The sequence below is a fragment of the Pseudomonas sp. gcc21 genome (assembly GCF_012844345.1).
GTDB lineage: Bacteria > Pseudomonadota > Gammaproteobacteria > Pseudomonadales > Pseudomonadaceae > Halopseudomonas.
The window spans coordinates 187,832-214,474 of sequence record NZ_CP051625.1; the positions used below are offsets into that span (position 1 = coordinate 187,832).

24 protein-coding genes and 2 pseudogenes are annotated in these 26,643 nt (G+C 54.6%); 19 read left to right on the forward strand and 7 right to left on the reverse strand.

Translation table 11 applies throughout. From position 1 onward, the window contains the following. Positions 1–309 precede the first annotated feature (309 nt). From HG264_RS00960 to HG264_RS00980, 5 genes are all read left to right on the forward strand, one after another. Entirely contained in the window at positions 310–1,563 is a 1,254-nt protein-coding gene (locus tag HG264_RS00960) for a TolC family protein (protein ID WP_169405905.1), read from the forward strand. Beyond that, positions 1,560–3,020, forward strand: coding sequence for an efflux RND transporter periplasmic adaptor subunit (locus HG264_RS00965; RefSeq protein ID WP_169405906.1), 1,461 nt, complete (start codon positions 1,560–1,562; stop codon positions 3,018–3,020). Before HG264_RS00960 ends, HG264_RS00965 begins: the two co-directional genes overlap by 4 nt. Further along, positions 3,010–6,165: an efflux RND transporter permease subunit gene (locus tag HG264_RS00970; RefSeq protein WP_169405907.1), complete on the forward strand. Its 3,156-nt coding sequence runs from the start codon at positions 3,010–3,012 to the stop codon at positions 6,163–6,165. Before HG264_RS00965 ends, HG264_RS00970 begins: the two co-directional genes overlap by 11 nt. Next, the gene (locus tag HG264_RS00975) at positions 6,162–6,518 is read left to right on the forward strand and encodes a copper-binding protein (protein WP_169405908.1); all 357 of its coding nucleotides are present in this window, start codon (positions 6,162–6,164) and stop codon (positions 6,516–6,518) included. The genes HG264_RS00970 and HG264_RS00975 overlap by 4 nt, the downstream gene beginning before the upstream one ends. 132 nt (positions 6,519–6,650) lie before the next feature. Further along, entirely contained in the window at positions 6,651–6,830 is a 180-nt protein-coding gene (locus HG264_RS00980; protein ID WP_169405909.1) for a hypothetical protein, read from the forward strand. A 181-nt stretch (positions 6,831–7,011) separates the two neighbouring features. Here HG264_RS00980 and HG264_RS00985 read toward each other — a convergent pair. After that, positions 7,012–7,214: pseudogene (locus tag HG264_RS00985) on the reverse strand (IS30 family transposase); the annotation flags it as partial. 125 nt (positions 7,215–7,339) lie between these two features. Further along, positions 7,340–7,675 (reverse strand): DUF2790 domain-containing protein, encoded by a 336-nt coding sequence (locus HG264_RS00990; protein WP_169405910.1) that lies wholly within the window; start codon positions 7,673–7,675, stop codon positions 7,340–7,342. Between the two features lie 231 nt (positions 7,676–7,906). On the opposite strand from HG264_RS00990, the gene HG264_RS00995 reads away from it, so the two are divergent. Continuing rightward, positions 7,907–9,283, forward strand: coding sequence for a heavy metal sensor histidine kinase (locus HG264_RS00995; protein ID WP_169405911.1), 1,377 nt, complete (start codon positions 7,907–7,909; stop codon positions 9,281–9,283). A gap of 15 nt (positions 9,284–9,298) precedes the next feature. On the opposite strand, the gene HG264_RS01000 is transcribed toward HG264_RS00995, so the two are convergent. Both HG264_RS01000 and HG264_RS01005 read right to left on the reverse strand, forming a co-directional pair. Next, entirely contained in the window at positions 9,299–9,982 is a 684-nt protein-coding gene (locus HG264_RS01000) for a heavy metal response regulator transcription factor (RefSeq protein WP_169405912.1), read from the reverse strand. A gap of 156 nt (positions 9,983–10,138) precedes the next feature. Beyond that, positions 10,139–10,465 carry a four-helix bundle copper-binding protein gene (locus tag HG264_RS01005; protein ID WP_150298818.1) on the reverse strand — a complete coding sequence of 109 codons (327 nt, stop codon included), beginning with the start codon at positions 10,463–10,465 and terminating at the stop codon, positions 10,139–10,141. Between the two features lie 407 nt (positions 10,466–10,872). Here HG264_RS01005 and HG264_RS01010 point away from each other — a divergent pair, with 407 nt between their 5' ends. From HG264_RS01010 to HG264_RS01060, 11 genes and pseudogenes are all read left to right on the forward strand, one after another. Next, positions 10,873–12,720 (forward strand): copper resistance system multicopper oxidase, encoded by a 1,848-nt coding sequence (locus tag HG264_RS01010; RefSeq protein ID WP_169405913.1) that lies wholly within the window; start codon positions 10,873–10,875, stop codon positions 12,718–12,720. A gap of 10 nt (positions 12,721–12,730) precedes the next feature. Further along, positions 12,731–13,057, forward strand: coding sequence for a hypothetical protein (locus tag HG264_RS01015; RefSeq protein WP_169405914.1), 327 nt, complete (start codon positions 12,731–12,733; stop codon positions 13,055–13,057). Then, positions 13,047–14,039 carry a copper resistance protein B gene (locus HG264_RS01020; protein ID WP_169408968.1) on the forward strand — a complete coding sequence of 331 codons (993 nt, stop codon included), beginning with the start codon at positions 13,047–13,049 and terminating at the stop codon, positions 14,037–14,039. The genes HG264_RS01015 and HG264_RS01020 overlap by 11 nt, the downstream gene beginning before the upstream one ends. A 9-nt stretch (positions 14,040–14,048) precedes the next feature. Beyond that, entirely contained in the window at positions 14,049–14,732 is a 684-nt protein-coding gene (locus tag HG264_RS01025) for a cytochrome c (RefSeq protein ID WP_169405915.1), read from the forward strand. Then, positions 14,716–15,171 carry a DUF411 domain-containing protein gene (locus tag HG264_RS01030; RefSeq protein WP_169405916.1) on the forward strand — a complete coding sequence of 152 codons (456 nt, stop codon included), beginning with the start codon at positions 14,716–14,718 and terminating at the stop codon, positions 15,169–15,171. Before HG264_RS01025 ends, HG264_RS01030 begins: the two co-directional genes overlap by 17 nt. A gap of 411 nt (positions 15,172–15,582) precedes the next feature. Further along, complete coding sequence (locus HG264_RS01035) at positions 15,583–16,128, forward strand: cytochrome c (RefSeq protein WP_169405917.1); 546 nt, start codon at positions 15,583–15,585, stop codon at positions 16,126–16,128. A gap of 10 nt (positions 16,129–16,138) precedes the next feature. Then, positions 16,139–16,594 carry a DUF305 domain-containing protein gene (locus tag HG264_RS01040; RefSeq protein WP_169405918.1) on the forward strand — a complete coding sequence of 152 codons (456 nt, stop codon included), beginning with the start codon at positions 16,139–16,141 and terminating at the stop codon, positions 16,592–16,594. 107 nt (positions 16,595–16,701) lie between these two features. Beyond that, the gene (locus HG264_RS01045; RefSeq protein WP_169405919.1) at positions 16,702–17,160 is read left to right on the forward strand and encodes a hypothetical protein; all 459 of its coding nucleotides are present in this window, start codon (positions 16,702–16,704) and stop codon (positions 17,158–17,160) included. Between the two features lie 180 nt (positions 17,161–17,340). Then, on the forward strand, positions 17,341–19,668 hold the full coding sequence (locus tag HG264_RS01050; protein WP_169405920.1) for a heavy metal translocating P-type ATPase: 2,328 nt from the start codon (positions 17,341–17,343) through the stop codon (positions 19,666–19,668). Between the two features lie 503 nt (positions 19,669–20,171). Next, positions 20,172–20,459 carry a hypothetical protein gene (locus HG264_RS01055; protein WP_169405921.1) on the forward strand — a complete coding sequence of 96 codons (288 nt, stop codon included), beginning with the start codon at positions 20,172–20,174 and terminating at the stop codon, positions 20,457–20,459. Between the two features lie 202 nt (positions 20,460–20,661). Beyond that, positions 20,662–20,763: pseudogene (locus HG264_RS01060) on the forward strand (DUF4113 domain-containing protein); the annotation flags it as partial. 512 nt (positions 20,764–21,275) lie between these two features. Here the strand turns inward: HG264_RS01060 and HG264_RS01065 are convergent. Next, on the reverse strand, positions 21,276–21,461 hold the full coding sequence (locus tag HG264_RS01065) for a hypothetical protein (protein ID WP_169405922.1): 186 nt from the start codon (positions 21,459–21,461) through the stop codon (positions 21,276–21,278). A 25-nt stretch (positions 21,462–21,486) separates the two neighbouring features. On the opposite strand from HG264_RS01065, the gene HG264_RS18750 reads away from it, so the two are divergent. Next, the gene (locus tag HG264_RS18750; RefSeq protein WP_169405923.1) at positions 21,487–21,711 is read left to right on the forward strand and encodes an AlpA family transcriptional regulator; all 225 of its coding nucleotides are present in this window, start codon (positions 21,487–21,489) and stop codon (positions 21,709–21,711) included. 355 nt (positions 21,712–22,066) lie between these two features. On the opposite strand, the gene HG264_RS01075 is transcribed toward HG264_RS18750, so the two are convergent. Both HG264_RS01075 and HG264_RS01080 read right to left on the reverse strand, forming a co-directional pair. Beyond that, a complete protein-coding gene (locus HG264_RS01075) occupies positions 22,067–23,602 on the reverse strand; it encodes a Fic family protein (protein WP_169408970.1) in 1,536 nt (511 codons plus the stop codon). A gap of 346 nt (positions 23,603–23,948) precedes the next feature. Then, positions 23,949–25,202, reverse strand: a complete 1,254-nt coding sequence (locus HG264_RS01080; RefSeq protein ID WP_169405924.1) for a hypothetical protein — start codon at positions 25,200–25,202, stop codon at positions 23,949–23,951. A gap of 921 nt (positions 25,203–26,123) precedes the next feature. Between HG264_RS01080 and HG264_RS01085 the strand changes: the two genes are divergently transcribed. After that, the gene (locus HG264_RS01085; protein ID WP_169405925.1) at positions 26,124–26,378 is read left to right on the forward strand and encodes a BPSL0761 family protein; all 255 of its coding nucleotides are present in this window, start codon (positions 26,124–26,126) and stop codon (positions 26,376–26,378) included. Positions 26,379–26,643 lie beyond the last annotated feature (265 nt).

Genomic DNA, 26,643 nt, shown 5'->3' on the forward strand with positions numbered 1-26,643 from the left:
TCGCGTCCGAAATGGCCACCTCTGCACATGACTGTTGTGCACAAGACGCCGCCTCAGTCTGCGCAAACGGACAGGAATGCAAAACCAGTAGTCTGTTTCATCTCGCGCTCGGCAAGGTCACTGTGCCTGCGCTCAGCCCACGCCCCTCTGTCTCTCTTCCTGGCCAGGTTCCGACTCGCGCACCTGACATTGTCTGGCATCCTCCCCGTAGCTGATTTCGCTCGTGTCCCCTAGTTTCGCCTGACCCCTTGGGGTGGGCGGTTAAGGCATGCCGATGGCGTGCGCTAGAACATCAACGGAATCGAAGATATGAATTACCGAATCCTCGGGGTGCGTTTCTACGCAGCTGCCTTGTCGCTCGGCCTTTTGGCTGTGCCCAGTACCTCGGCAGCGCTCACTCTGGAAGAAGCCATCAGTCTGGCTGAGCGGGAAGCCCCTTCATTGGCCGCGCGCAATGCAAACCTTCAAGCCGCTCAAAGTTCGGTGGCCCCGGCGGGTGAGCTACCGGACCCAAAGTTGAAGCTTGGTCTCCAGAGCCTCCCTGTCGAAGGTGAATCCAGCCTGCGATTGGGCGCTGAGCCCATGACCATGCAAATGATCGGCGTTATGCAAGAGGTTCCTAACCGGGCCAAGCGACGGGCACGCGTAGAAACCGCTGAAGCAACTGTGGCATTGGCGCATGCCCAGCAAAAAATCGAACGCCTTAAGGTTCGTCAGCTGACAGCTGAGGCTTGGATTGCCACGTTGGCAGCGGAGCAAAAGCTGAGCATTTTTGACCAGCTCTATGCAGAAAATCGTCTCTTATCTCAGGCCGTTAAAGCAAGAATCGCTGGTGCTCGCGGAATGGCGAGCGATAGCGTTCTACCAAAGCAGGAAGCGGCTCTTTTGGCCGAGCAAGAAGATGTGCTGGTGCGCAACGAAGCTGTTGCCCGTGCGGAGCTGCAGCGCTGGATTGGCGAGGCTGCTAGCGTGCCGCTGGAGGGAAGCTGGCCAGTGTGGCGGGGTGATCTCGATCAATACCGGCACAATCTTGACCGCCACCCCGAGCTGTTGGCCTTCGATCCTTTGAGTGACCGCGCTGAGGCGAAGATTGCCGAAGCCATTTCGGATAAAAGGCCCGACTGGGGGTGGGGCGTGGATTATCAACATAGGGGGGGCGGGTTCGGCGACATGGTCAGTCTCAGTGTCAGCTTCGATCTGCCGGTGTTCGCAGGTTCCAGACAAGAACCGAAAATCGCCGCTGAGCGCGCCCGTCTGGCGGAGCTGGAGGCCGAGCGGCAAGCAAGGCTGCGCCTGTATAACCAAGAGCTTGCAGCCGATGCCGCAGAGCTGCAACGGCTCAATCGAGCGCTTTCTCGATTCGATGAAACACTGCTTCCGCTCGCTGAAGAAAAGGTGCGTCTGGCCATGGCGGATTACCGGTCCGGAAATGGTGAGCTCATCTCCGTTATTGATGCACGGCAGGAGCTTGTCGAAATGCGCTTGCGCCGTGTGGATCTCGCCCGTGACCGCTCTCTGACCAACGCCCGCTTACATTTCGCCTATGGAGACATCCAGCCATGACATTTCGAATCAAGCGACTGGCTCTGCTGATTAGCCTACCCATGCTGCTGAATACAGGACTAGCCGGGCTAGCTCTAATGGCAACCAACGCCGGAGCTCAGTCTGCCGAGCAGAACGAGCGAGAAGTTCTTTATTGGTACGATCCGATGTATCCGCAACAGCGCTTTGACGCACCTGGCCCTTCTCCTTTCATGGATATGGAGCTTCTGCCGCGTTATGCCGACGAAGGGGGCGATGGCGCATCGATGACCATCGACCCCTCGGTCATGCAGAACTTAGGAATGCGGATCACCTCAGTCACACGCGAACCTATCAGTCAGACCGTCGAGGCGGTTGGTACTCTGGCTTTCGATGAACGTGACGTCGCCATTGTGCAGGCTCGCAGCGGTGGCTTCGTCGAGAAGGTCTACGATCGAGCGCCGGAAGACGTGATAGCGAAAAATGCGCCATTGGCCGATCTCTTCGTACCGGAGTGGGCAGCTGCGCAGGAAGAATATCTTGCTTTGCGCAGCATAAACGAACCGCAGCTGGTCGCTGCCGCTCGCCACCGTCTTCGCCTCGCTGGTGTTCCGTCTGACGTTATTGCGCAACTCGAGCGCAGCGGCAAAGCCAGGTCAACCTGGACTATAACGAGTCCCATCAGTGGCGTACTCCGTTCCCTTGACGTCCGCGAAGGGATGACGCTGCCTGCCGGCGCGTCCCTTGCCCGCATCAACGGACTGGAAAACGTCTGGCTGGAAGTTGCCGTACCTGAAGCACAGGTGGCCAACCTACACGTTGGTCAAACCATCGAAGCCAGGCTACCCGCCTACCCGGGCGACAGCCTGGAGGGTTCCATTGAGGCAATATTGCCCCAAGCCAATCTGGATAGCCGAACGGTACGGGTTCGGATCGAACTACCCAATCCTGATCAGCGCCTACGCCCCGGAATGACCGCAGACGTCACGCTGAGCCGCGATAGAGATGAGGCGCTGGTTGTGCCCACCGAAGCACTGATTCGAACCGGTCGGCGCACGCTTGTCATGCTCGCTGAAGGTGAGGGCAAGTTCCGCCCGGTAGAGGTTCGAGTCGGCCGTGAGACCGAAGACAAAACAGAGGTGTTGGCCGGTTTGGAAGAAGGCCAGCGAGTGGTGGCCTCAGGGCAATTCTTGCTTGACTCTGAAGCTAGCCTGCGGGGGTTGATTGCCCAGCAGGATCAATCGACGCAAACCACAGAAGCAGCCTTACACGAGGCCGAGGGCACCATCGTGAGCCTGGAAGACGATATGGTCGGCTTGTCCCACGGTCCGTTCAAGACACTGAACATGCCCGGCATGACGATGGCGTTCCCTGCCGCAGACAAATCCTTGCTCGAAGGACTTACCGAAGGAGATCGCGTCCGGGTGGGCGTTAGCGAAAGCGACGAAGGCCTTCTTATTGAGCAGATCGAACAACTCGGGGGCGGCCATGATCACTAACATCATTCGATGGTCGGTAACCAACCGATTTCTGGTATTGCTTGGCACGCTGTTTTCAGTTGCCTGGGGCATATGGTCAATACAAAACACAGCCGTTGATGCTTTGCCTGATCTGTCCGACGTTCAGGTCATCATCCGCACGCCCTATGCCGGTCAAGCCCCACAGATCGTTGAAAATCAGGTCACCTACCCGCTGGCGACAACCATGCTATCGGTACCTGGGGCGAAGACCGTGCGGGGCTATTCATTCTTTGGCGACAGCTACGTTTATGTGCTCTTCGAGGACGGGACTGACCTTTACTGGGCGCGCTCTCGGGTCCTTGAGTACCTCAGCCAGGTTCAAAGTCGCTTGCCCGACGGAGCCGCTCCAGCACTTGGCCCGGATGCCACCGGAGCAGGCTGGGTTTATCAGTATGCCTTGGTTGATCGTACCGGCCAGCACGATCTAGCCCAGCTGCGCTCGTTGCAAGACTGGTTCCTGCGCTATGAACTCAAGACTCTCCCAAACGTGGCCGAGGTAGCGGCGATCGGGGGGATGGTCAAGCAGTACCAGGTGATGCTCGACCCCGTGCGCATGGCTAACCGTCAGATAACGCAGCAGCAAATCATACAGGCTATCGACGGGGCCAACCAAGAAACAGGCGGGAGCGTACTAGAGCTCGGAGAAAGCGAATTTATGGTCCGCGCTTCGGGTTATCTCGCTTCGTTAAAGGACTTTCGCGCTATTCCACTGCGCTTGGATACGAATGGTGTGCCGGTAACACTCGGTGACGTCGCGCATATTCAGCTTGGCCCGGAAATGCGCCGTGGGATTGCCGAACTGGACGGCGAAGGCGAAGTGGTGGGCGGTGTAGTGATTCTGCGCAGCGGAAAAAATGCCCGTGAAACCATTACCGCCGTGCAGGCCAAACTGGAAGATCTCAAGAAAAGTTTGCCCGATGGGGTCGAAGTGATCACCACTTATGATCGCAGCGAGCTGATTGATAGCGCCGTAAAGAACCTTAGTTATAAGCTGCTGGAAGAGTTCATCGTAGTGGGGCTGGTGTGTGCCTTGTTCCTCTGGCATTTACGTTCATCGTTGGTAGCGATCGTGTCGTTGCCGGTCGGTATATTGATCGCTTTTATCATCATGCAACGACAAGGCGTCAACGCTAACATCATGTCCTTGGGTGGCATTGCGATCGCAATCGGCGCCATGGTCGACGCCGCTATCGTAATGATTGAAAACGCGCATAAACACATCGAAGCGTGGCATAAGAACAATCTCAACAAGAAGCTTGAGGGCGCCGAGCACTGGAAAGTAATAACCGATGCCGCGATCGAAGTTGGTCCGGCTTTGTTCTTCAGCTTGCTTATCATTACGTTGTCATTCATTCCGGTGTTCACGCTGGAAGCTCAGGAAGGGCGATTGTTTGGCCCGCTGGCATTCACTAAAACCTATGCCATGGCTGCAGCCGCAGGGCTCTCGGTCACCCTGGTCCCGGTGCTGATGGGGTACTGGATCCGTGGGAAAATACCTGATGAACATCGTAATCCCATCAACCGTGGACTTATCCGGGCGTACCAGCCAGCCCTTGAAGCAGTGCTCCGTTGGCCGAAGGTCACCATAGCAGTCGCTATAGTCGTTTTCCTTACAGCCCTCTGGCCGATCTCTCGCTTGGGTGGAGAGTTTTTGCCGTCAATGGATGAAGGCGACCTGCTCTATATGCCGACTGCGCTACCGGGTCTGTCGGTTCAGAAAGCGTCAGAGCTTCTGCAACAAACTGATCGCATGATCAAAACCGTTCCGGAAGTGAAGCGGGTCTTTGGTAAGGCAGGTCGTGCCGATACCGCAACCGATCCCGCGCCTTTGACCATGTTCGAGACAACCATCCAGTTCAAGCCGAAAGACCAATGGAGACCAGGCATGACGCCGGAAAAATTGGTAAAAGAGCTGGACCAGGCGGTGAAAGTTCCAGGACTGGCCAATCTCTGGATCCCACCCATTCGGAACCGCATGGATATGCTGGCCACCGGGATCAAAAGCCCGATCGGGGTCAAGGTATACGGCGCGGACCTGGCCCAGATTGACAAGGTGACCCAATCCGTTGAGCGCGTCGCCAAGACGGTCCCGGGCGTGAGCTCAGCTGTCGCCGACCGCATCACCGGCGGACGCTATATTGATGTCGACATTGATCGAGCCGCAGCTGCGCGGTATGGGCTGAACATAGCTGATGTGCAGTCCATCGTGGCTGGTGCGGTCGGCGGTGCCAATATCGGCGAAACCGTCGAGGGGCTGGCCCGTTATCCAATCAGCCTGCGTTATCCGCGCGAATGGCGTGATTCGCTGAGCGATTTACGTGATCTGCCGATCTACACCCCGCAGGGAAGTCAGATCACCTTGGGCACCGTGGCGCAAGTCAAGGTGACGGATGGCCCGCCGATGCTCAAAAGCGAAAATGCCCGACTCACCGGCTGGGTATACGTTGACGTGCGCGACCGGGATATGGCGGCGGTGGTGGATGATCTGCGTACAAGGATTGACGAGGAGGTGACGCTTGAATCGGGCATGAGCATCAGCTACTCGGGGCAGTTCGAGTTCATGGAGCGCGCCAACGCCAAACTGAAACTGGTCGTACCGGCCACCCTGTTGATCATTTTTGTGCTGCTTTATCTGATTTTCAACAGGTTCAGCGAAGCCTTGTTGATCATGGCAACACTCCCGTTCGCCCTGACCGGCGGTGTCTGGTTCCTGTACCTGCTTGATTACAACCTTTCGATAGCTACCGGTGTCGGCTTCATTGCGCTGGCAGGGGTGTCGGCCGAGTTCGGCGTCATCATGCTGCTGTACCTGACCAATGCCTGGACCGAGCGTCAGGGTGCGGGACGTACGGATAAACCAGCTCTACTGGAAGCGATCCGTGAGGGCGCCGTGCAGCGAGTTCGGCCCAAGGCCATGACTGTGGCGGTCATCATTGCTGGTCTGCTGCCAATCCTGCTCGGCAGTGGCACCGGTAGTGAAATCATGAGCCGTATAGCCGCGCCAATGGTTGGCGGCATGATCACCGCACCTCTTCTGTCCCTGTTTGTACTCCCGGCTGCTTATCTCTTGATGAGGCGCCGATCCATTGAGCAAGCCAAACCACAAACTGGAGATTCACAATGAAAACGAAACTGGCACTCATTCTTAGCCTGGCACTGACTCCGGCAGCCTTCGCCGATGAGATGAAGGGTATGGAAATGAAGCAGAGCATGCCCATGGGTGATATGAAAATGGAGCAAAACGATACGACAACGAAGACAGCCAAGGCAACTGGAACTGTTCGCAAGATCAATCAGGAAAAAGGAACCGTGACCATCGCACACAGGGCCGTGCCGGCGCTTGACTGGCCACCCATGACGATGGGCTTCAAAGCTACGGCCGACCAGCTTGAGCAGCTCAATGAAGGTGACGAGATTGAGTTCGAATTCACCTCGAAAGGCATGAGTTCATCCATCACTTCGCTTAAGCAATTGTAACCATGCCGATGGCTACCGCCAGCTGGTGCGGTAGCCCGGCTAGCTGGACGTTACGCAACTGTAAGGATCCCAACAGCTTGTCGTCAGCCTTAGCCGGGTAATCTATAGCCATTCCCAACAATGAGGTGACAAATGAACAAACTAACTAAAGTAATTATCCCGCTAGTTCTGGCGTTCGCGTCTTCAGTAGCGACGGCGGAAGATGGCAGTGATTATGCGCTGTCTAGCGTACCCCGTGCTCAGGCGCCAAAAATGCTGCAGGAGTTGTCGCAGCAAAATCAGCAATTAGCCCAAGATGCAGTTGAAAGCTGAGCACTGAGCCTAGCGACACAACATCCGCCCGAACGCTCATTGGCTGCCGTCATTTGAGCAACAACGCGGCTCGCGACAATAGACCCCGGTGCAGCGTTGGTAAAACTTGCTGAGTTTGGTCCGCGCGACATATCGTTAGGGCATCGAAAAAGGCGGTTGCAGAAGCTGAGGGCAACACAGTCATATAGGCCACCAACTCGAAGCGCTTGCTACCGGGAAACAGCTTTCGTGTCGGTCGACAAGCCTGGCGACGGGCCTCCATCTGTTGCTGAGCCACGCCGGCCGAGTGGCCATCACTGGTATCTAGATTGCGGCGCAGCTCCCTGCTGATGGTCGAAGGGATCAGGTAATCTTACCCAGGCTCAAGCCTTGGGCATGGCCGATTTATATGTTGGCGCGATCTTCAACGCTGAGTTCGGAGTAAGACGTAGCGGCAGCACCGTACCGGAAAGGTCAGGTGTTGCACTCGGTTTTTGCGCACGCCCCGTTAAAGAAGAAAGCCAATTGAATCATCCTTCGTTTCCTCGGCACTTCGTGCCAGAGGCACGATACTCAAGTATTTTCAGATCCCCGTTGGAATCTTTGTACGTCATCTGGGCAGGCATTACACCGCAGCCAATACGTGTCGATGTGATATGTATGACACGCTCAATATCCAGGTTCATTCCATAGCGGTAATGAACAATCTCCGGGGGGACTTGGTCAGTTGATAATGCATGCTCCTTCCATCTATTTTCGTTCTCTTTAATCATAGAGCCATAAACGGGATCACTGCTGCCGTCTGCCATTACGAACGGAGAAACAAAACTGATTGAAAATGCAGCAATTTTTGATCGAATGCCCATGCGTGTCTGCCTATAAAAAATATCCAGAGCAGATGGTGTCACATTATACCTGTCACCAAGGTGACACAGACATTACATTGGATTAATGCCAACACGGACTACTGACGAACTCATCAAAATACTTTGATACCACGGGCCCTCAAGACTACTCGTATACAAGCTGAACCCCAGCGCAGGGTTTAGGATAAGATGTACCTTCACCTTTGGCTCAATACTTAACGAGAGGCAGCAATGAGCAGGTTGTCACTACGCGGCAGGATGGCGCTTCTTTTTATAATCGTGGTGACAGCAGTACTGAGTCTCGCTGCCGTCAGCTTCGACTATTTTTGTCGTCTTCATTTTGACAGACAAGATGCGCAGCTTCTTGACCGCAAGGTTTCCGCGCTGGAAGCTATCCTGACGCGCGGGAGCGGGTTGGACCCTTCGATGGTTTCGGACATTGATCGACTGATCGACACCTCTTTTGGCTTCGCTGCCGCGATCCTGGCCGGAGACCAAGTGATCTATTCCCATCACAACCTGTCCGAAAAGATGGTGTCATTGATAAGCCCCAGCCAGGACGACCGGTGGCTGATTGATGTTGGACCCAACCGCTACAGCGGAATTACAAAAAGGATCGCAGGCTGGGCCGACGGGGACGCAGAGACAATCCACTTGGCACTCGATGTTACGCATCGCACGCATTTTTATGAAATGATCCGGCAGTGGTTCATTTACACGCTCGTGGTCAGTGCGATTTTAAGTGGTGCGCTTGGCTTCGCCTTCATTCGCAGGGGGCTGAAGCCAATATCCAAGCTATCCAGAACGTCTTCCATCATCACTGCTAATTGTCTGGATACCCGAATCTCAACTGAGTCAGTACCAACTGAACTGCACGAACTCGTCGATAACTTCAACGCAATGCTTGAGCGACTGGACCAGTCCTTCGTGCGTCTATCAGGCTTTTCCGCTGACATCGCGCATGAGCTGCGGACCCCGCTCAATAGCATGCTGACGCAAACTGAAGTAGCGCTGATGAAGGATCGCGACAATGCCGACTACAAGGACACTCTCTTCTCGACCCTTGAAGAGCTGCGTCGAATGGCGCGCACGGTTGATGAAATGCTTTTTCTCGCCAAAGCGGATAATGGCATGATTACGCCTGATTTCGAGGATCACGATCTGACTGCGATTGCTTCGAGCGTGCTGGAATATTACGAGTATGCCGCCGACGAAAAAGGGATCAAACTCGTCGTTCATAGCGACGGCCCAACGCCGGTGAGGGGAGACAACCTTATGCTACGCCGGGCGATCTCAAACGTGATGTCGAACGCGGTTCGCTATGGGAAGACAGATACGTCAATTAATATCACTGTCTCGCAAGCTGGCCCGTGGGTGGGACTGAGCGTGAGCAATCAAGGCCCAACGATCCCGCGCGAACATATCGATAAGCTATTCGATCGCTTCTACCGTGTGGATAGTGCCCGACGAGAAGGCAGCACCCTGAATGCCGGCCTGGGGTTGGCCATCACCAGCTCAATAGTGGAAGCGCATAAAGGATCGATCGTTTGCCGGTCAACTGAGGGTGTCACAACCTTTGAGATGAAGTTGCCTGCAGCCGCAGCCTGATCCGCTATGAGGAGCCTACCTGGGGTCCGCACCGTCGATAAAGTAGCCCATGCCCCGCACGGTATGGATCAACTTTACCGGGTAATCGTCGTCAATTTTGGCCCGCAGCCGGCGAATGGCGACCTCGATGATGTTGGTGTCGCTGTCAAAATTGATATCCCACACCTTCGAGGCGATGAGCGATTTGGATAGCACTTCACCACGTCGGCGAAGCAGGAGTTCCAATAACATAAATTCCTTGGCAGTAAGGTCGATGCGCTTCCCACCGCGCTCTGCTCTGCGCTTGAGCAGGTCGACCTGTAGATCCTCGATGGCCATGATCGTCTGCACGGTGGCACCATTTCCCCGGCGCAAAAGCGATCTTACCCGAGCAAGCAATTCGGAGAACGCAAAGGGTTTAATCAGATAGTCGTCCGCCCCGAGCTCCAAGCCTTTGACTCTATCTTCGACCCGGTCTCGGGCCGTGAGAAACAGCGCAGGCGTCTCACTACCAGCGGCACGCACCCTCTCAAGCACCTGCCAGCCCTCCAGACCTGGCATCATCACATCCAGAATTAGCAAATCATATTGTTCGTTAAGGGCTTGCTGGACCGCATCGATACCGTTCGGGACCAGGTCAACCACGAACCCTGCTTCAGTTAGACCCTGTTTCAGGTAAATGCCGGTCTTCGGCTCATCTTCTGCGACCAAAATTTTCACAATTAAGCTCCTAAGCGATAGCTCATTGTGCCGATCTCCGCCGGGGGAAGCCATTTCCTTTCAGAAATGTAATGAGGTTGAGTTTAACGCATCATCGATACTCAGATTTCGCCTGGATTGGCGCGCCCGTACTTGTCCCGAACGCGCCAAGCGATCTTAACCAGCCATCCGCTCACATTCTTCGGCGCAGGCCATACAAGCCTCTGCACAGCGCTGGCAATGATCTGCTTCATGCTTTTTGCACTCTTCGCCACAGGCGCGGCAGATCTGAGCACAGATTCGGCAAACTTCCTTGGCATACTCACTGTCTCGGGCCATGAAGTTAGCGGCCAGTTGGCAGATATCCGCGCAGTCAAGATCGAGCTTGATGCAGCGAGCCATCATCTTCACATCATCTTCGCCGAGGCACGCAGCAGCGCAGGTTTGGCATACGATCGCACAGTTGCTACAGGCCTGGATGCATGATTCAAATTTGGAATTCATGTGTGTCTCTCCACTGTAAAGGTTGGTTTGTGCCGCCTCGCTAGTCGGGCGGGCACATGCTTGTGATTAAAGGAGAGGAGAGAAGTTTTACCCTGAGGACCTAACTGACAGAATTGTAATGTCCCGATCAGGCGGGCGACATACTCGTCTGGTATCTTCCTTGACGAGACTGCTGTTTGGGTGGGCTCCTTCTTCTCTACAAGTTCTTACTCCTTTTTGTGGAGATGTTTCGCGCCCTCAGTGGCGCTTTTTTTTGCCCGTACGGGCCGCGTTGTCCGACCGAAGCGCAATAAACCTGACGCAAATGTAATCACGCACCGGGTAGAGATATGGCAGATTTAAGCGTTCTTCAGGCAATCATTCGCTGCAGTGGGTTAATCGAATTCATAACGACGGGACATAAGGGCATGCAATACAAGACTTCAAGACGGACCTTCGTCAAAGGTTTAGTCGCAACCGGATTGGCTGGAGGGCTTGGGTTGTGGCGTTCACCTGTCTGGGCTTTGACCAGCCCCGGCCAGCCCACGGTCTTAACGGGAACCGAATTTGACTTGGTTATCGGCGAAACGCCGGTGAACATCACCGGCAAGCCGCGAACCGCGATGACCATCAATGGCACTATTCCAGGCCCGCTGTTGCGCTGGCGTGAGGGTGACACTGTTACGTTGCGCGTTGCGAACCGGCTTAGCGAAGACACCTCCATTCACTGGCACGGCATCATCCTGCCAGCGAATATGGACGGCGTTCCCGGCTTGAGCTTTCACGGCATCGCACCCGATGGCATGTACGAGTATAAGTTTCAGGTCAATCAGAACGGTACCTACTGGTATCACAGCCATTCTGGCTTTCAGGAACAGGCAGGCGTCTATGGGCCCTTGGTGATTGATGCCAGGGAGCCGGAGCCATTCGAGTACGACCGCGACTATGTCGTAATGCTGACTGACTGGACCGATGAGACGTCAGATGAAGTCATGGCCAAGCTGAAGAAACAGTCGGATTACTACAACTTCAACAAACGTACCGTTGGCGATTTCATCAGTGATGTAAAGAAAAAGGGCTGGGGCGCTACGGTTGCTGACCGCAAGATGTGGGCGCAGATGAAAATGAGTCCGACTGATCTCGCTGATATCAGCGGCTATACCTACACCTATCTCATGAATGGCCAGGCCCCCAACGGCAATTGGACCGGCCTGTTCAAGCCCGGCGAAAAATTACGGTTGCGCTTTATCAACGGCTCGGCGATGAGTTATTTCGACGTGCGTATTCCAGGGTTGAAGATGACCGTAGTGGCCGCTGATGGCCTGTACGTGGACCCGGTCAGTGTTGATGAGTTTCGTATAGCGGTGGCGGAGACCTATGACGTGATCGTCGAGCCGATCGCTGAGGAGGCGTACACCATCTTCGCCCAGTCCATGGACCGTACAGGGTTTGCCCGCGGTACCTTGGCCGTTCGGGATGGGTTGAGTGCCCCGGTACCTGAGACTGATCCACGCCCCGAGATCAGCATGGCCGATATGGGTATGGACCACGGCAGCATGGGAGGCATGGCTGGAATGGACCATGGCGACATGCAGGGCGAGATGGCCACAATGGACCACAGCAACATGTCGGGCATGGATCATGGGCAGATGCAAGGCGACATGGGCGGAATGGATCACAGCAAGATGGCCGGCATGGACCATGGGCAGATGACTGGTATGGATCACGGAGAAATGGCTGGGATGGGAGCAATGCAATCGCACCCAGCCTCTGAAGAGGACAATCCGCTGGTCGATATGCAGACCATGACGCCGACGCACAAGTTGGACGATCCAGGTATCGGGCTACGCGACAACGGACGCCGAACCCTGACCTATGCCGACCTGAAAAGCACCTTCCCAGACCCGGACGGCCGCGAGCCGGGTAGAACGATCGAACTGCACCTCACAGGACACATGGAAAAATTTTCCTGGTCTTTCGACGGCATTGAATTTTCTGACGCCGAACCGCTGCGCCTCAAATACGGCGAGCGGGTTCGTATCACGTTGGTCAATGACACCATGATGACGCACCCCATCCACCTCCATGGCATGTGGAGCGATCTCGAGGATGAGCACGGCAATTTCATGGTGCGTAAGCACACTATCGATATGCCGCCTGGCTCGAAGCGTAGTTACCGCGTCACTGCCGATGCGCTCGGCCGCTGGGCTTACCATTGCCATCTGCTTTTTCATATGGAAATGGGCATGTTCCGTGAGGTACGAGTAGATGAATAAAGGAGACGCTATGAACGCTTTGAATCGTAAGACACTAACCGCCAGTGCTCTGGCGCTGGGCTTGCTGGGCATTTTTCAGATATCGGTAGCCACAGCTGGTGAAGGGCACGATATGCCCGAGCAATCATCTTCCGCCCCCTCACATGCCACCGATAATCCTGGCCAGCAAAGCCAGCAAAGCCAGCAAGGCTCTGGCAGGCAGGAGATGGATCATGGCTCTATGGGCCATGGTTCAATGGACCACGGCTCAATGAATCATGAAGGCATGGATCACAGCAAAGTGGACTCCCAGCATAAAGACAACGAGGCCAACGGGAATGCAGATCATCACCAATAGGATTACGCGTCCCTCTTTGCTGGCTTTGGCCGTCTCGCTCAGCGCAGTAATGACCATAAACGTGGCGAATGCCCAAGCGATGGGCCATTCGATGCACGCACCGGCAGCCAAGCAAGCGCCTGTATCTGGTTCTTTCGGGCAGAGCGAAACCAGCCATGGACAGATGGATCATTCCTCCATGGGACATAGTCAGATGGAGTCGATGGATCACGGCTCGATGGGACATAGCCAGATGGACCACGATTCTGTGCATAACGTCGACGGCAAAGCCGGCCCGCCGCTCATACCCGCGCTTACCGATGCTGACCGCGAAGCGGCGTTCCCGGCAATCCAGGGGCATACGGTGCATGACAAGAAGCCCTTCGCCTTTCTGCTTTTCGATCAATTGGAATACCAGCATGCTGATGAGGGCAGTGCCCTTAGCTGGGAACTGTTGGGATGGTGGGGCGGGGATGTTGATCGCTTATGGCTGCGCTCGGAGGGCGAGCGTACCAACGGCGTAACTGAGGATGCTGAGATACAGGCGCTCTGGGGGCATTCTATTGGCCCTTGGTGGGACGTGGTCGCCGGTGTACGGCAGGATTTCAAGCCGGGCTCGCCCCAGACCTGGGGTGCATTTGGCATACAGGGCATGGCGCTTTACGGGTTTGAAGCAGAAGCCACTGCCTTTATTGGCGAGGGCGGGCAGACCGCTGCCCGACTGGAAGGGGAGTACGACATCCTGCTGACCAACCGACTGATACTCCAGTCCACCGCTGAGATGAACTTCTACGGCAAAAACGATTCAGCGCGCGGCGCTGGCTCAGGCTTGGCCGATACAGAACTTGGGTTGCGCCTGCGCTATGAGATTGTGCGTGAGTTCGCCCCTTATATCGGAGTTAGCTGGGGTCGTTCGTATGGGAATACTGCCGACTTCGCTCGCGATGAAGGGGAAGATATTGACGAGGCCCGCTTCGTCGCTGGCGTTCGGATGTGGTTCTAGGGAAAGCAAATGAAAAGAGTAATAGGGACGTTGGCAGTAGCGGGTGCAGTGGCTGTGGTTGGTGTGGCCGGCGTTGTGTACTTCGGTTTGATCAATGTTGGCGCTGACGATCCACACTCAGCGCCGGTTCATGCATTTCTCGATACGGCGCGAGACCGCTCAATCGTAGTGCGTGCTCAGGCTATAAAGGTACCTGATCTCACTGACCAGCAACAGATTCGCGCTGGTGCAGGAAATTATGATTCCATGTGCGTCGCATGCCATTTGTCCCCTGGAGCCGCACCAACCGAACTCAGTAATGGGTTATACCCGGCACCACCGAATCTGGCCACCGCAGGACTCGCAGGTAATCCAGCTAAAACGTTCTGGATCATCAAGCATGGAATCAAAGCTACCGGTATGCCTGCCTGGGGCAAAAGCATGCAAGACCAGTACATCTGGGACATGGTTGCTTTCATACAGCAGCTTCCGGCCCTTGATGCTGATCAATATCAGTCGCTGGTCGCATCAAGCGGCGGCCATCAGCATGGCGGGGGTGAAACCTCTCAGCGTGGGGGCCACCATAACGACGATGCCGCCGAGACTGGCCACGCCAGCGATCAACATGGAGCGGCCGAAGCCGACCAATCTTCCCCAGTCAAGTCTACTCAACACATCCATGCCGACGGCAAGGAACATGTACATGAACATTAAATTCAGCAAAGTTCGACTAGCGATCGCAACGTTACTCTTCGCGACGGCAACGGCCCACGCAGCAGCGCCACAACCAACCATAGAAGTCCACCGAGACGCCAACTGCGGTTGCTGTAAAAGCTGGGTCTCCTATATGGAAGAACAAGGCTTTCAGGTCATTGATCATGTCGAGCAGGACATGATGGCGATCAAGCGCAAACTGGGCGTCCCTCACCACCTCGCTTCGTGCCACACAGCCACTCTGAATGGCAAGTTTATTGAAGGTCATGTACCGGCTGCGCAGGTTACTGAATTGTCGAAACGCTCCGACTTGCAAGGCATTGCGGTACCTGGAATGCCGGCGGGATCGCCTGGCATGGAAGTTCCAGGGATTGTTCACCCGTATAAAGTGATCGGTGTAAGCGCACAAGGAGAAAAGATTTTAGCAACCTATCCTTGATAGTTGAGAGAAACCACGTCCCAAACAAAACCGGGCATTGAAGGTGCTTCTTTGCCATCTGTTTTAAAGGTAGGCTGACCATGTACTTTCCTTCAATGGTTTTCCGTCGCAGGCCGAAATCAAATGTCATGGCTACAAATTATGAATACGAAACCGGAGAACTCCGCGAAGCTGGTTCTCATTGGCAAACGGCCCAGCGCTTTATAGTGACCTACGCACAATCTTAAACGAGAATACTCGGTTTGATTATCTTAAAATGCGGTGTCTCAGGTATTACCTGACATGATTGATTCCGGACTGCCCGAACATTACATTTCTGTAAGCTCGGCATATTGAACGAAACCTCACTGCTCAGATCAGGTCACGTTACAGAAGGCGGGTCTTGCTTACACGTAGCTTTGAGGTGATGTAATGCAGCCGAAAACTAGACAGCTAGCTAAAGGAGCCGCAGTCGGACTTTTAGCGATAATTCTGATATCACTCGTTGTCGTCGTTTGGGTCGCTTATTCAGGCGCCTACAACGTCGCTGCGACCCAAGACCATCAGCCCATCGTACGCTGGACACTTGAGACAACGATGAAAAACTCGGTCTCCGACAGAGCAGGGGCTGTTCAGACTCCTGTACTGAACGATGCGATGGTCGCTGGTGGAGCGGTACGCTACCAGGCAATGTGCGAGCATTGCCACGGTGGTCCAGGAGTTGAAAAAAGCGAGTGGGCTCAAGGTATGCTGCCGCAACCCCCGCATCTTCCCGACGTCGTCTCGGAATGGAAGTCTAATGAAGTATTCTGGCTGGCAAAACATGGCGTGCGTATGAGTGGCATGCCTGCGTTTGGGTCTACTCACAGCGATGATGAACTTTGGGAAATAACCGCGTTTGTCATGCGCTTACCCGGCATGACGACGAGTGAGTACGCTCGCTTCGACACGGGCGATTCAGCAGGTCAAGGTCACTAAAGGAAACCATATGAACATGTCTTATTGGCGTTTCGGCGCGATGATCGCCACGTCTACGACTATTATGTATGGGGTGATGTATCTCAATACGTACGCCTTTGAACACGTACTCTGGAGCGAAACCAGAGCATGGATGGCCCTTGTCATGGGTGCAGCGATGGCGGTGGTAATGTTGAGTTTTATGCTCAACATGTATCAGAAAAAGATGGTGAACATCGCAATCTATGGGGGCAGTGCTCTACTTTTCATTGCGGCGTTATGGCTTGTCCGTAGCCAGGCTACCGTTGGCGATGTCGAGTACATGAAGGCGATGGTTCCTCACCATTCAATCGCGATCATGACCAGCGAGCGCGCACAAATTACGGACCCACGTGTCCGTAAGCTGGCAGATGAAATTATTGAGGCGCAGCGTCGCGAAATTTCGGAAATGAAATACCTTATTCGCGACCTGGAGAGGGCAGACTGATGTTCGTTCCTTCACCGTACCGCACGCGACGCATTCTTCTCCTTTCGGCAGTAACGCTAGGCACCGTCTTTCTCACGGGATGCGGCGATCCCGCCCCCGGTGAAGGCATGGAAAACTCGATGATGCAGGAGCCGTCTCCGGAGGTAATGGGGGCGCAACAAGCCATCAACTCGCCTGATATATCAGCAATCGATCCCCAAACGATGGAACAAGCTGAGGTCGAAAAGGTGTTGGGAGACGTTCCGTATTGCGGCTACCGGTACACCGCAGAAAGCCCTCCGATACTCGCTATCAGCGATACTGATCAAGGCCAAGGTTCTCAAGCAGTAACCAAGATCCATGGTCGGTTAGTGGAGCTGTCAGCAGACCAGAACCCGGGTTACGAAAACTTGAAGAAAGGCCTCGTATTAACTGCGGAGGGGATGGAGATGAGGGTAGTTTCGGATGGAGAAAGAGAACCGGAGTCAGCGAAACCAGGAGAGCTCGTTACCGCAGAACTGCATTTCTCTCTCCAGCAGGGTTTGAATATCGGATATCTCGGTTGGTACGAGTGCAAAGCGGAGTAGACACGGTGGTTTAACAGGCACCAGTCCTGCTCAGGTTGGCATCGTTAGGGCATGGATTGGCACAGTGATTTGTGCTTGCCATTCAATACGAATCGTTGAGCTGGATCAGTTTGCGGTTGGCAGGTGCGCTGCACAATGAGCTCATTCAACGCCGTTCAGGCCCGACCTAAGGGAGTTAGCATGTATCAACATTCGCATAATCCAGAGAGTGACGAACACGAGTCAGGATTGCAGGATCCAGTCTGTGGCATGGTGGTAGAACCAGACAGTCCGTATCAGGCGGATTATCAAGGGAAGCGTTTTAACTTCTGCAGCCACAAATGCCAGGTTCGCTTCAACGCCGAGCCGATGAAATATCTGGCTCCCGAACCGCCTGCTTCGCGTTCAGCTCCCAAAGGCGACACCCATACCGAATATACCTGCCCAATGCACCCTGAGGTGCGACAGATGGGGCCAGGCAGCTGTCCGATTTGCGGAATGGCACTGGAGCCGGTTTTGCCTGATCTGGAGGATGAAGGTAATCCAGAGCTCGAAGACTTCAGCCGGCGTTTCTGGTGGACACTTCCCTTCACTGTCATCGTCACAGCCCTTGCAATGTTCGGCCATGGCCTAGCCCTATTCCACGGGCAATCGCAAAACTGGATCGAGCTCGCTCTCGCTTCGCCGGTTGTGCTGTGGGGTGGTTTGCCCTTCTTCGTGCGGGGGGTGGCCTCGGTTCGGCAGCGTAGCCCCAACATGTGGACCCTGATTGGTCTAGGGACCGCTGCAGCATACGGCTATAGCGTTGTGGCGACCGTGCTACCTGAACTGTTCCCAGCCTCTTTCAACGTTGGTGGCCGGATCGGCGTGTACTACGAAGCAGCTGCCGTGATTATCTCGCTAACCCTGCTTGGACAGATGTTGGAACTGCGCGCGAGATCGAAGACCTCTTCGGCGATCAGAGCTCTGCTGGGACTGTCTCCGAAAACCGCAAGGCGGATCAACCGCGACGGTAGCGAGGAAGATGTTCCACTGGAACATGTGCACCTGGGCGACAAACTACGGGTTCGCCCGGGTGAAAAAGTCCCGGTGGATGGTCTCGTTGTGGAAGGAGAAAGTGCGGTTGATGAAGCCATGCTGACAGGCGAGCCGGTTCCGGTTACCAAGCGAGCTGGCGATACGGTTATCGGCGCTACACTCAATGTGCACGGTGCGCTGGTTGTCGAGGCGACCCATGTCGGATCAGAGACCATGCTTTCGCAGATTGTGCAGATGGTGGCCAACGCGCAGCGTTCCAAGGCTCCGATGCAGCGCATGGCCGACTCGGTTGCCGGCTATTTTGTGATTGTAGTGGTGGCCATTGCCATAACAACATTTTTTGCTTGGGGTCTGTTTGGCCCGGAGCAGGGATGGGTGTTTGGTTTGATCAACGCTGTAGCGGTGCTGATTATTGCCTGTCCGTGCGCACTCGGTTTGGCCACGCCCATGTCGGTTATGGTTGCCACCGGCAAGGCTGCAAACAGCGGCGTGCTATTTCGCGATGCCGCCGCCATCGAGAACTTCAAGAAAGTTACTACTCTTATCGTGGATAAGACCGGAACATTGACCGAGGGCCGGCCGGTTTTCGAGCAGGCTGTGGGTTTCGATTCTTTCAGTCAGGACGAAGTACTTCGGTTGGCCGCCAGCCTCGATCAGGGAAGCGAGCACCCGTTAGCTCACGCAATCGTGGACCATGCACGCTCCCGACGCATCGCACTGGTGACCCCTGACAGCTTTGAGTCTGCATCAGGAATCGGCGTAAGCGGTCAAGTTGAAGGTCGCCAGCTTCACTTGGGTAACACTGCGTTGATGGAAGACACAGGAGTGGACGTCGGTCCTCTCAAGACAAAGGCTGAAGAGCTGAGGCAGCGTGGTAGTAGCGTGATGTTTCTCGCGGTAGATAACCGTCTGGCAGGCCTGCTGGCCGTATCAGATCCGATCAAACCGACCTCCAGAGAAGCAGTTTCGCGCCTTCATGCTGAGGGCATTCGAGTCATCATGGCGACTGGGGATGGTCTGACCACGGCTCGTGCGGTAGCCCAGGACCTGAATATCGATGAGGTACATGGTGAGGTCAAACCGCAGGACAAGGAGCAACTTGCATCACGTTTGCAAAGTGAAGGCGAGTTTGTAGCAATGGCCGGTGACGGAATCAATGACGCGCCTGCCTTGGCCAGGGCGGACGTGGGAATAGCCATGGGGACCGGCACGGATGTAGCGATGAGCAGCGCGCAGGTCACTCTGGTGAAGGGCGACCTAATGGGAATCCTTCGCGCCCGCACATTGTCGGTAGCGACGGTTCGGAACATGCGGCAGAACCTGCTGTTCGCCTTTATGTATAACGGCCTCAGCATTCCTATCGCAGCGGGTGTGCTTTATCCGTTCACGGGTCTACTACTTTCCCCCATGATCGCGGCATTAGCGATGAGCTTAAGCTCGGCCTCGGTCGTGTTCAATGCGCTGCGCTTGCAGCGTGCGCGGATCGATTGACGCTGGCATAAGGGGGCTTGCCGTCAAATAGTTAATTGACGGCATGGAGGGCTTGTCGTCAATCGTATCCATGTCGCTCGCTTAGAATTAGCGAGCCCCTGTCCAAGACCATGTCGTCAATTAGATTATTGACGACATGGTCTCAAGCTCTTTTTTGCGCTCCACTATTGGCGACTTGGTACATGTCGCCAATTAGTTAGTATGGTGACGACATGCCTCGAAATCGGCGTAACTGTCTTGCCGGGCTTTAGCCCCCCCTTCAACCAGGTATTTTCCGGAAGCTGTCATCAGGACTTGCTCACTCCATATCCAAAGGAATGAGCGCTGCGTGATAACGAAACAGCCGTTCAACGTGTCTACGAAACTAGGGCGATTCACCCAACTCAAGTAGGCTCATGAATAGCCGGTCGGCATAATCGGATCTCGATCCTCGGATGACTGGTAGCTTGTTGCCACCTGTTCCTTTACGCTGCCTGGCTCAAACCTCAAGCAAGGGATTGTTCATGAAGCATCTGATCGGGTTGATACAAACTAAGCCACAGTGGCTTAACAATGAAGGTTACTGGCGAATCTTGCAGATTTTACGTTTTGTCGCCGCCGCCCCACCGGCGCTAATAGCTATTGGTGTTTTTTTTGTGGTGGCTTTTGACTCTCCTGATTTCTTCTACTTCGTCTATGTACCGGTGTGGCTAGGGGTTTCAGCAGCGGCTTTTTGGGGCGTGCATGCTATAGCTTGGGCCTACGCGTGGGTAACAGATGGTTTTACCCAGACAAAAGGGAAAGCTCAGTAACTTGAGATGGTAGAACAAGGGAGTCGAGAGCAATGGATAGGGATTATCTGATCTTGGCCTTGAAGAGGTCTTCCTTCACCATCCTCGCTTACCTATTCGTCAGCCTGTTGTTATGGGGTGATCAGCGGCGGCGAGAATCGATGGTTCGCGGGCTGTAGCACTTTCGCCATCTGGGCCCTCTGAATCGCCCGTAGTTTCGTAGTCGAGCGTGCCGCGCGCTCCGCAATGGGGAATGCGGCGCGAAATGAAAAGCCCAAGCTTCACCACGCGGTGGGAAGAACTCTGGACAGTGCGGTGTAAGTGAAGGAAGCGGGCGACGCCAATCAATGCCCGCATGGGTGCAGGAGTCTGGTGCTTTCAACGGTAATCAAGCAGGAAACGTTAGGCTACCGTTAGCCGCATCGTTTCCGTCGTCTACGTCCCGATCGATTGCATTCTACGACGAACTAGAGCCCCCGCAGGCAGACTGCCGTCCCGAAGGCCCAATCAGATTCTCCGTTTTTGGCCCAGGGAGCTGGCAAAAGAGGGCATGTCGTCAAATAGTTAATTGACGAGAAGGGGGGCGCTCGTCAGTCGTATCGCTTACAAGCCTTCGTTCGGGGCATGTCGTCAAATAGTTAATTGACGAGAAGGGGGGGCGCCCGTCAGTCGTATCGCTTACGAGCCTTCGTTCGGAGGCATGTCGTCAATTAGATTATTGACGACATGGTCTCAAGCTCTTTTTTGCGCTCCACTATTGGCGACTTGGTACATGTCGCCAAATAGTTAGTAAGGTGACGACATGCCTCGAAATCGGCGTGACTGTCTTGCCGGGCTTCAGCCCCCTTCAACCAGGTATTTTCCGGACTCTGTCATCAGGACTTGCTCACGCCATACCAAAGGAGTGAGCGCTGCGTGATAACGAAACAGCCGTTCGTCGCCATCAGTCTCCAGCAACGTTAACTTCAATTTTTGATCAATTAGACCGCTCGCTCCAGTGCCGCCTCTGGGCATCATGGACATATTCAACCCTTGACGAGGAGTGGTTATGTTTCTGACATTGAAAGAAGTGATGGAGCGGTATAAGGCTAGCAGGAGTTCGGTTTACCGATGGGCGGGTGATCCTGATGACCCTTTCCCGCAGCCGGGCACTGTTGGTGTTCGTTGCACGCGCTGGCTGATCGAGGATCTAGAAGCATACGATCGAACTGTATCGGCAAAGGGCAAACGCAAAATACTCCAGCCCCTTCGGGGAGCTCCAGGCAAGGCATGAAATTTTGAGCCAGCTATCGAGGCGCGGAAATGGTTCGTATATATATGGTCTTGTTACTGCTTTGGCGGTGTATGCCAGCCTTCCGCGCTGTGTCGTAACGCGATCCGGAGCTTCCGATGTTCACCGGGTTTTGCTGTGCGCAGCGTGCCGGATTTTCATCGCTTTTTTGGGAAAGTGACAGTATCGATCTTCCCGAACTCGCACAGTCTGACCCTGACAATGAGCGTCAGGGTTAAGGTGACAAGAAACGCGATTGACATGCGCAGGCGCAGAAGTTTTCCCAAACGGGCCGGTGCTGAGGTGGCCTTGCGGCCAAAAACAGAAACTCGGAGTTTGTCTACAAACCCCTCAAGATTCAATTCAACCCTGATAGCGGAGCCACCGCAGATACCGGTGCCTCCGGCGCATGCAATTCAGCGTAAATGTTCTCTGCTAGTGCAACATTTTCATCCGTCAGGTGCTGGAACAAGCCCCTCCGCTTACGCTTTGAGACGCGTCCACTGTTTTCATAGATCACTGCGATAAGAAGCTCAATATCTCGGTTAGGCAGGTCCAGCTCGCGATTCAGCCGCTCCTTAAATCTATCACGCCGGACGAAATTGTTGATTTCGTCACGCATGACCCCGTCCAGAACCCGTGCGACGCTCTTATTGATCTCACCTTGCAGCTCAGTGAAATCTAGGTGGGCGAACAGATGGGCATGCGCCTCATCCAGTTCAGGGTCGTTGGCCAAGTCCCTCCGATGGTATTGCGTAGCGCTAAGCAACCGCCGCGATAACGCGTCGAGCGCGCCGATATAACTGTCCAGATTGACCAGAAGGCCAGCCGAGATAGGCATGATGATGCCCTGCAGCTTGAGACCTTCATTGGCCAGGATGACCTGCATGATGAAACGGGACAACCGGCCGTTACCATCCATGAAAGGATGTATGTAGATGAAGCTGTGCGCGACCGCGTTAAGTTTCACTAGCGCTGGTGCGTCACTGCGCATGACGCGCTCACGCATTTCGAACCACTGCTCCATCATCTCAGGAACTTTCTCCGGCGCCGGGGGGATCAGGTGGATGAGATTTCCGCGGCCGAGCCAGTTCTGTAAATGCCTGTACGCACCAATGGAAGGATCGGGGCGACCCGTGCCGAGGGCGATCCGATGGATGTCGAAAAGGAGTTCCTCATCTACCAGGCTTTGGCCCGCCCGCTCTAGCGCTCGCACAAAGCGCAAGAGGCGGTCAGGAGCTGGGCGTTCTTGCTCAATCTCGTACGAACTGCGAGCCTCGGTCTTTAATAGGCTTTGCGTCGCCCTGGCAATCTCGGTGGCTGAGAAATCGGCCATCTGGTCCTGCATACGCTCGATTATTCGCGCGTTAACAAGGCTCTCGTCTGTCCAGCACGAACGTGTAATCAAAGCTGAGAGCTGGGGCGTCCCCAAGAGATTCATCCGCACCCGATGTCTGCGCGACATCTCCTCTGGCCCGGTGAAATATCTTTCGGGCGGGAGTAAGTGCTCATAGGGAATGTTCTGGGCGGTGTCGGGCAGAGGCAATTGGTGGCCTGCAACATTTTCGCAGATATACCAAAGTCGGCGGAGATAGCCGTTGGCTGGTTGCTCAACGATCGCAGCAGTCAGATCATGCCGGACAGCGTGAATCTGAAAGGCACGGTCCAGAACACCCAGATTTACTCCTTCATATGAGAGCGCAAAGAGCATCTGGTCGACGGCGTGATGTTCCATGGCGTCCCCCGTGGGGAAGACTCTTACCTTCGTACCACTGGCGGACTGAGAGAGCGCAGGACGCGAGCCTATGACCCACTCATGATCAAGCGGAGCGCAGCGAAGATTGAGTGCGTTGATCAGCCAGCTGTATCCGGCTCGCTCAATGGGTTGCCGCATCGAGAATTTCCTACAGAAGTTACGAGAATTTTGTAATTTACACGTTTGTTTAAGAATTTTTATAGCCGACTGCCGGGCCATGGGTGGGCTACCGAATTCGTGTAGTTTGTTAGGCTTAAATTGATCTTTGTAGCGCCACAGGATCGAAGCTTCCTTCGCTGGATGACGGCTTCTGGCTGAACGCGGACGTACGCTTGCGGCTGCTGTCGGCCAAAAGTGAACCGATATCATCCCAGCTGAAAGGCATCTGTACGAAGCTTGGCGGTGTTTACGAAACTGGGGACAAGGCAATTCGGCCTGCCTGTACCGGTCAACACAAAAGCAAAATTTGATTATAAGGCTTGGATTACTCGAACAGGGCTGGGTGACGATTGACCGCCTCCCACAGCGCATCCTCCGTTGACAGCCCCGCACGGATCATATCGGCAAAGGTCTCCAACGCTGGGAGCGAGTTCTCACCATCTAAGGTGACCTTCATGAACGTAGCAGCCAACTCAGAGAGCTCGACATCTTCGTGTCCTTGACTACCCAAGCTGACAAACAGCTCAAGCACATCTGCCCCCTTAGAGTATTCATCCAGCCCGAATAAGGAATTGAACACCATACCCAGCGAGCCGGAGATATGGGGCTCTGGGCGTGTCCACTCATTGCGAAGGACACTCCCTTGATCTGCGATTTCCAATTGCTTACGGATCTTAGTGGGAATCGTCGCAGCCGCGCTCTCACGGCTGTAGTAGGGGCGGGAGGCCAGAGCCGCTGCGTCTTTGGAAACCTTCCACATTATGAACCACATCTGCGCAACGCTGTACCTGCGCAACCCGTGACGAACTACTCCTTCGATCTTCTCGATGGCCTCAGGGCTAAGGTCTTGACCATGCGTTGAACACTGATAATGCAAGTAGTGCATAACGTCAGCAGCGGAGTAGTCCAACCAAAGGTTGGTCAAAGCCTCAACGTCGGTGAACTCTCGATCCCGCAGGACACTGAATGCCTCCTCACCGCGCCCCATGTTAGTGTCTGGAGGCAGGAGGTAACGCGTTAAGGCCTTTTTGTGCCAGAGCTCCCCGTCTTGGAGGTAATAGACATTGGGGCCCGCAGCTGAAGGATCGTCAACCAGCACTCCCTGGCCAACCAAGCGATCGATAAAGTCATCTGCCCCCATGGGCGTCAGGTCAGCGCAATCTCCGCGACTAAATGTGTCTCCTAGGAGCCTAGGGCCTATCAAGCTTTCAATCGCTTGCAGGATGAGCACGGAGTCATCTGGTAGATCGCCATAGCAAATCACCTCATTCCGAGCTCTCTCGATATGGGGCGCTAGCCGGGCTTTCAACTCAGCTCTGTTTGCAGCCACTCGCCTTTCCTCCTCTTCGCGTAGCAGCTCCTGACAATCGTCACAGGGGCGCGAGGAGCACTGAGGAAACTTCTTGGCTTCGCTACGACCGCTGATCCGCACCTCACCGTTGCACACATGGCAGACTTGGTTCTCGTCGTAAGCTTGACAGAACTGGCGAACATACTTAGCTAAAGCGCCAGGCTGGCTAACCTCCCGAAACGGCACCAAGTCGGCTACACGCTCGACATAGATCCCATCTTCATCCATTGCCCAGTACCGCTTAGCCAACTCAATCTCTTGCGGATCCTGAGTTGCGAACTCCAATCTAACTGTCATATTAGGATCTGCCATCTTAATGAAACTTAGTAATCATTGTTCAGCTTCAATCTGCGAATTGGAAGGTCCTAAAAACCCCCGGCTTTTCTAGGCTGAGTCGCCCACCAAAGCGAAATTGGACGAATTCCCAGCGTCTAAGTCAGGCTCTGCCCACGGGTCATTCGCATCCAAAGGCTATACGCGAGCCCCATTCGCGTGGCTGTTCAGGCCGGAGGGACGAGAGCCTCAGTGGTGAACATTATGTAAGGCTCGGTGCATTGTTCATGCGGTTCATCTGCGAAAATCCTTCCCGACACGGTCTTATAGCAAAAGTACTGAGCTCCACTTTCCGTGCCTATGGAGACGGAGAGGGCAACGAGGGGTTCGAGCTGCCAATACAGACTCTCGTTAATCCGTGGGGGGCTGCACACTTGGAGGTCTACAACCCCAGACGAGGCATTCCGCCTCGATAAGAGACCCGCCAATAACACGGCAGACGATACGATAACGTACTCGATTGTTCTGATTTCTCCGTCGAGGAACTGGAAGCCTATCAGGAAGAAAGGCGTCGCTGCCTCTAGATAAAACCTGTCGTGTAACGTCCAGCCAGGGTGATTTTCGGCCTTACCAAGACATAAGTCAGACGTGAACATATTGAAACTCCTTTTGATGGAATGAATACTATAGTATTCATTCCTTGAGGAGCAAATGTGTTTTAAAATGCGGTAACTCGAAGTCCTTCTTGTCTGGATGTGACCTTTAGCGAAGCCCATCGCTCCACCAGCTCCCAGCCCAAGGTTGGGACAGGAGATGGGAATTCCGGGCTTGATCGTTCTGCGCTCGAGTTAGCTCTTCATATTCGGAGGTATACAGATGACATTGCCCTATGAGCGCAGCCGAGCTGTGGTCCAAACCCATCAGTTTCTGAAGGAGTTAACGCTGAACCCGGATTTGCCGCCGGAGCTGCGCGCTCAGGCTGAGGTGCTATTGCGGCATTACCCTGAGCCTCGCGGAATCATGCTGCTAGCAAAGATGGAAAAGGTCGTGCAGGGCATGGCCCTGGGCGATCCAGCTCCACCGATTCTCGCGCTTTGGCAGGCTTATTTTGACGATAAGACCGGATACTGACGTTCCTGATCCACGGACCGCAACGCTGCGCTCAAACCCGTCACCGGGTAGGCTTTCTTGGTGATTGGAGAATCACCTCGTGAAATGCCAATTCGCAAGGGCGAGCTGAAGTTTTTTTGGAGGCGGAGCTGTACTCTTACACGGGATGTACACATGACGTACGCGACGAGTTTCCACCGGGAAAGTGAGGCTCGTTTCTTTAGATTAACGCCCCTGTTGGGGGCACGATAGTTTCCACAATGTTAACTTCCACGTAGGTATCGGC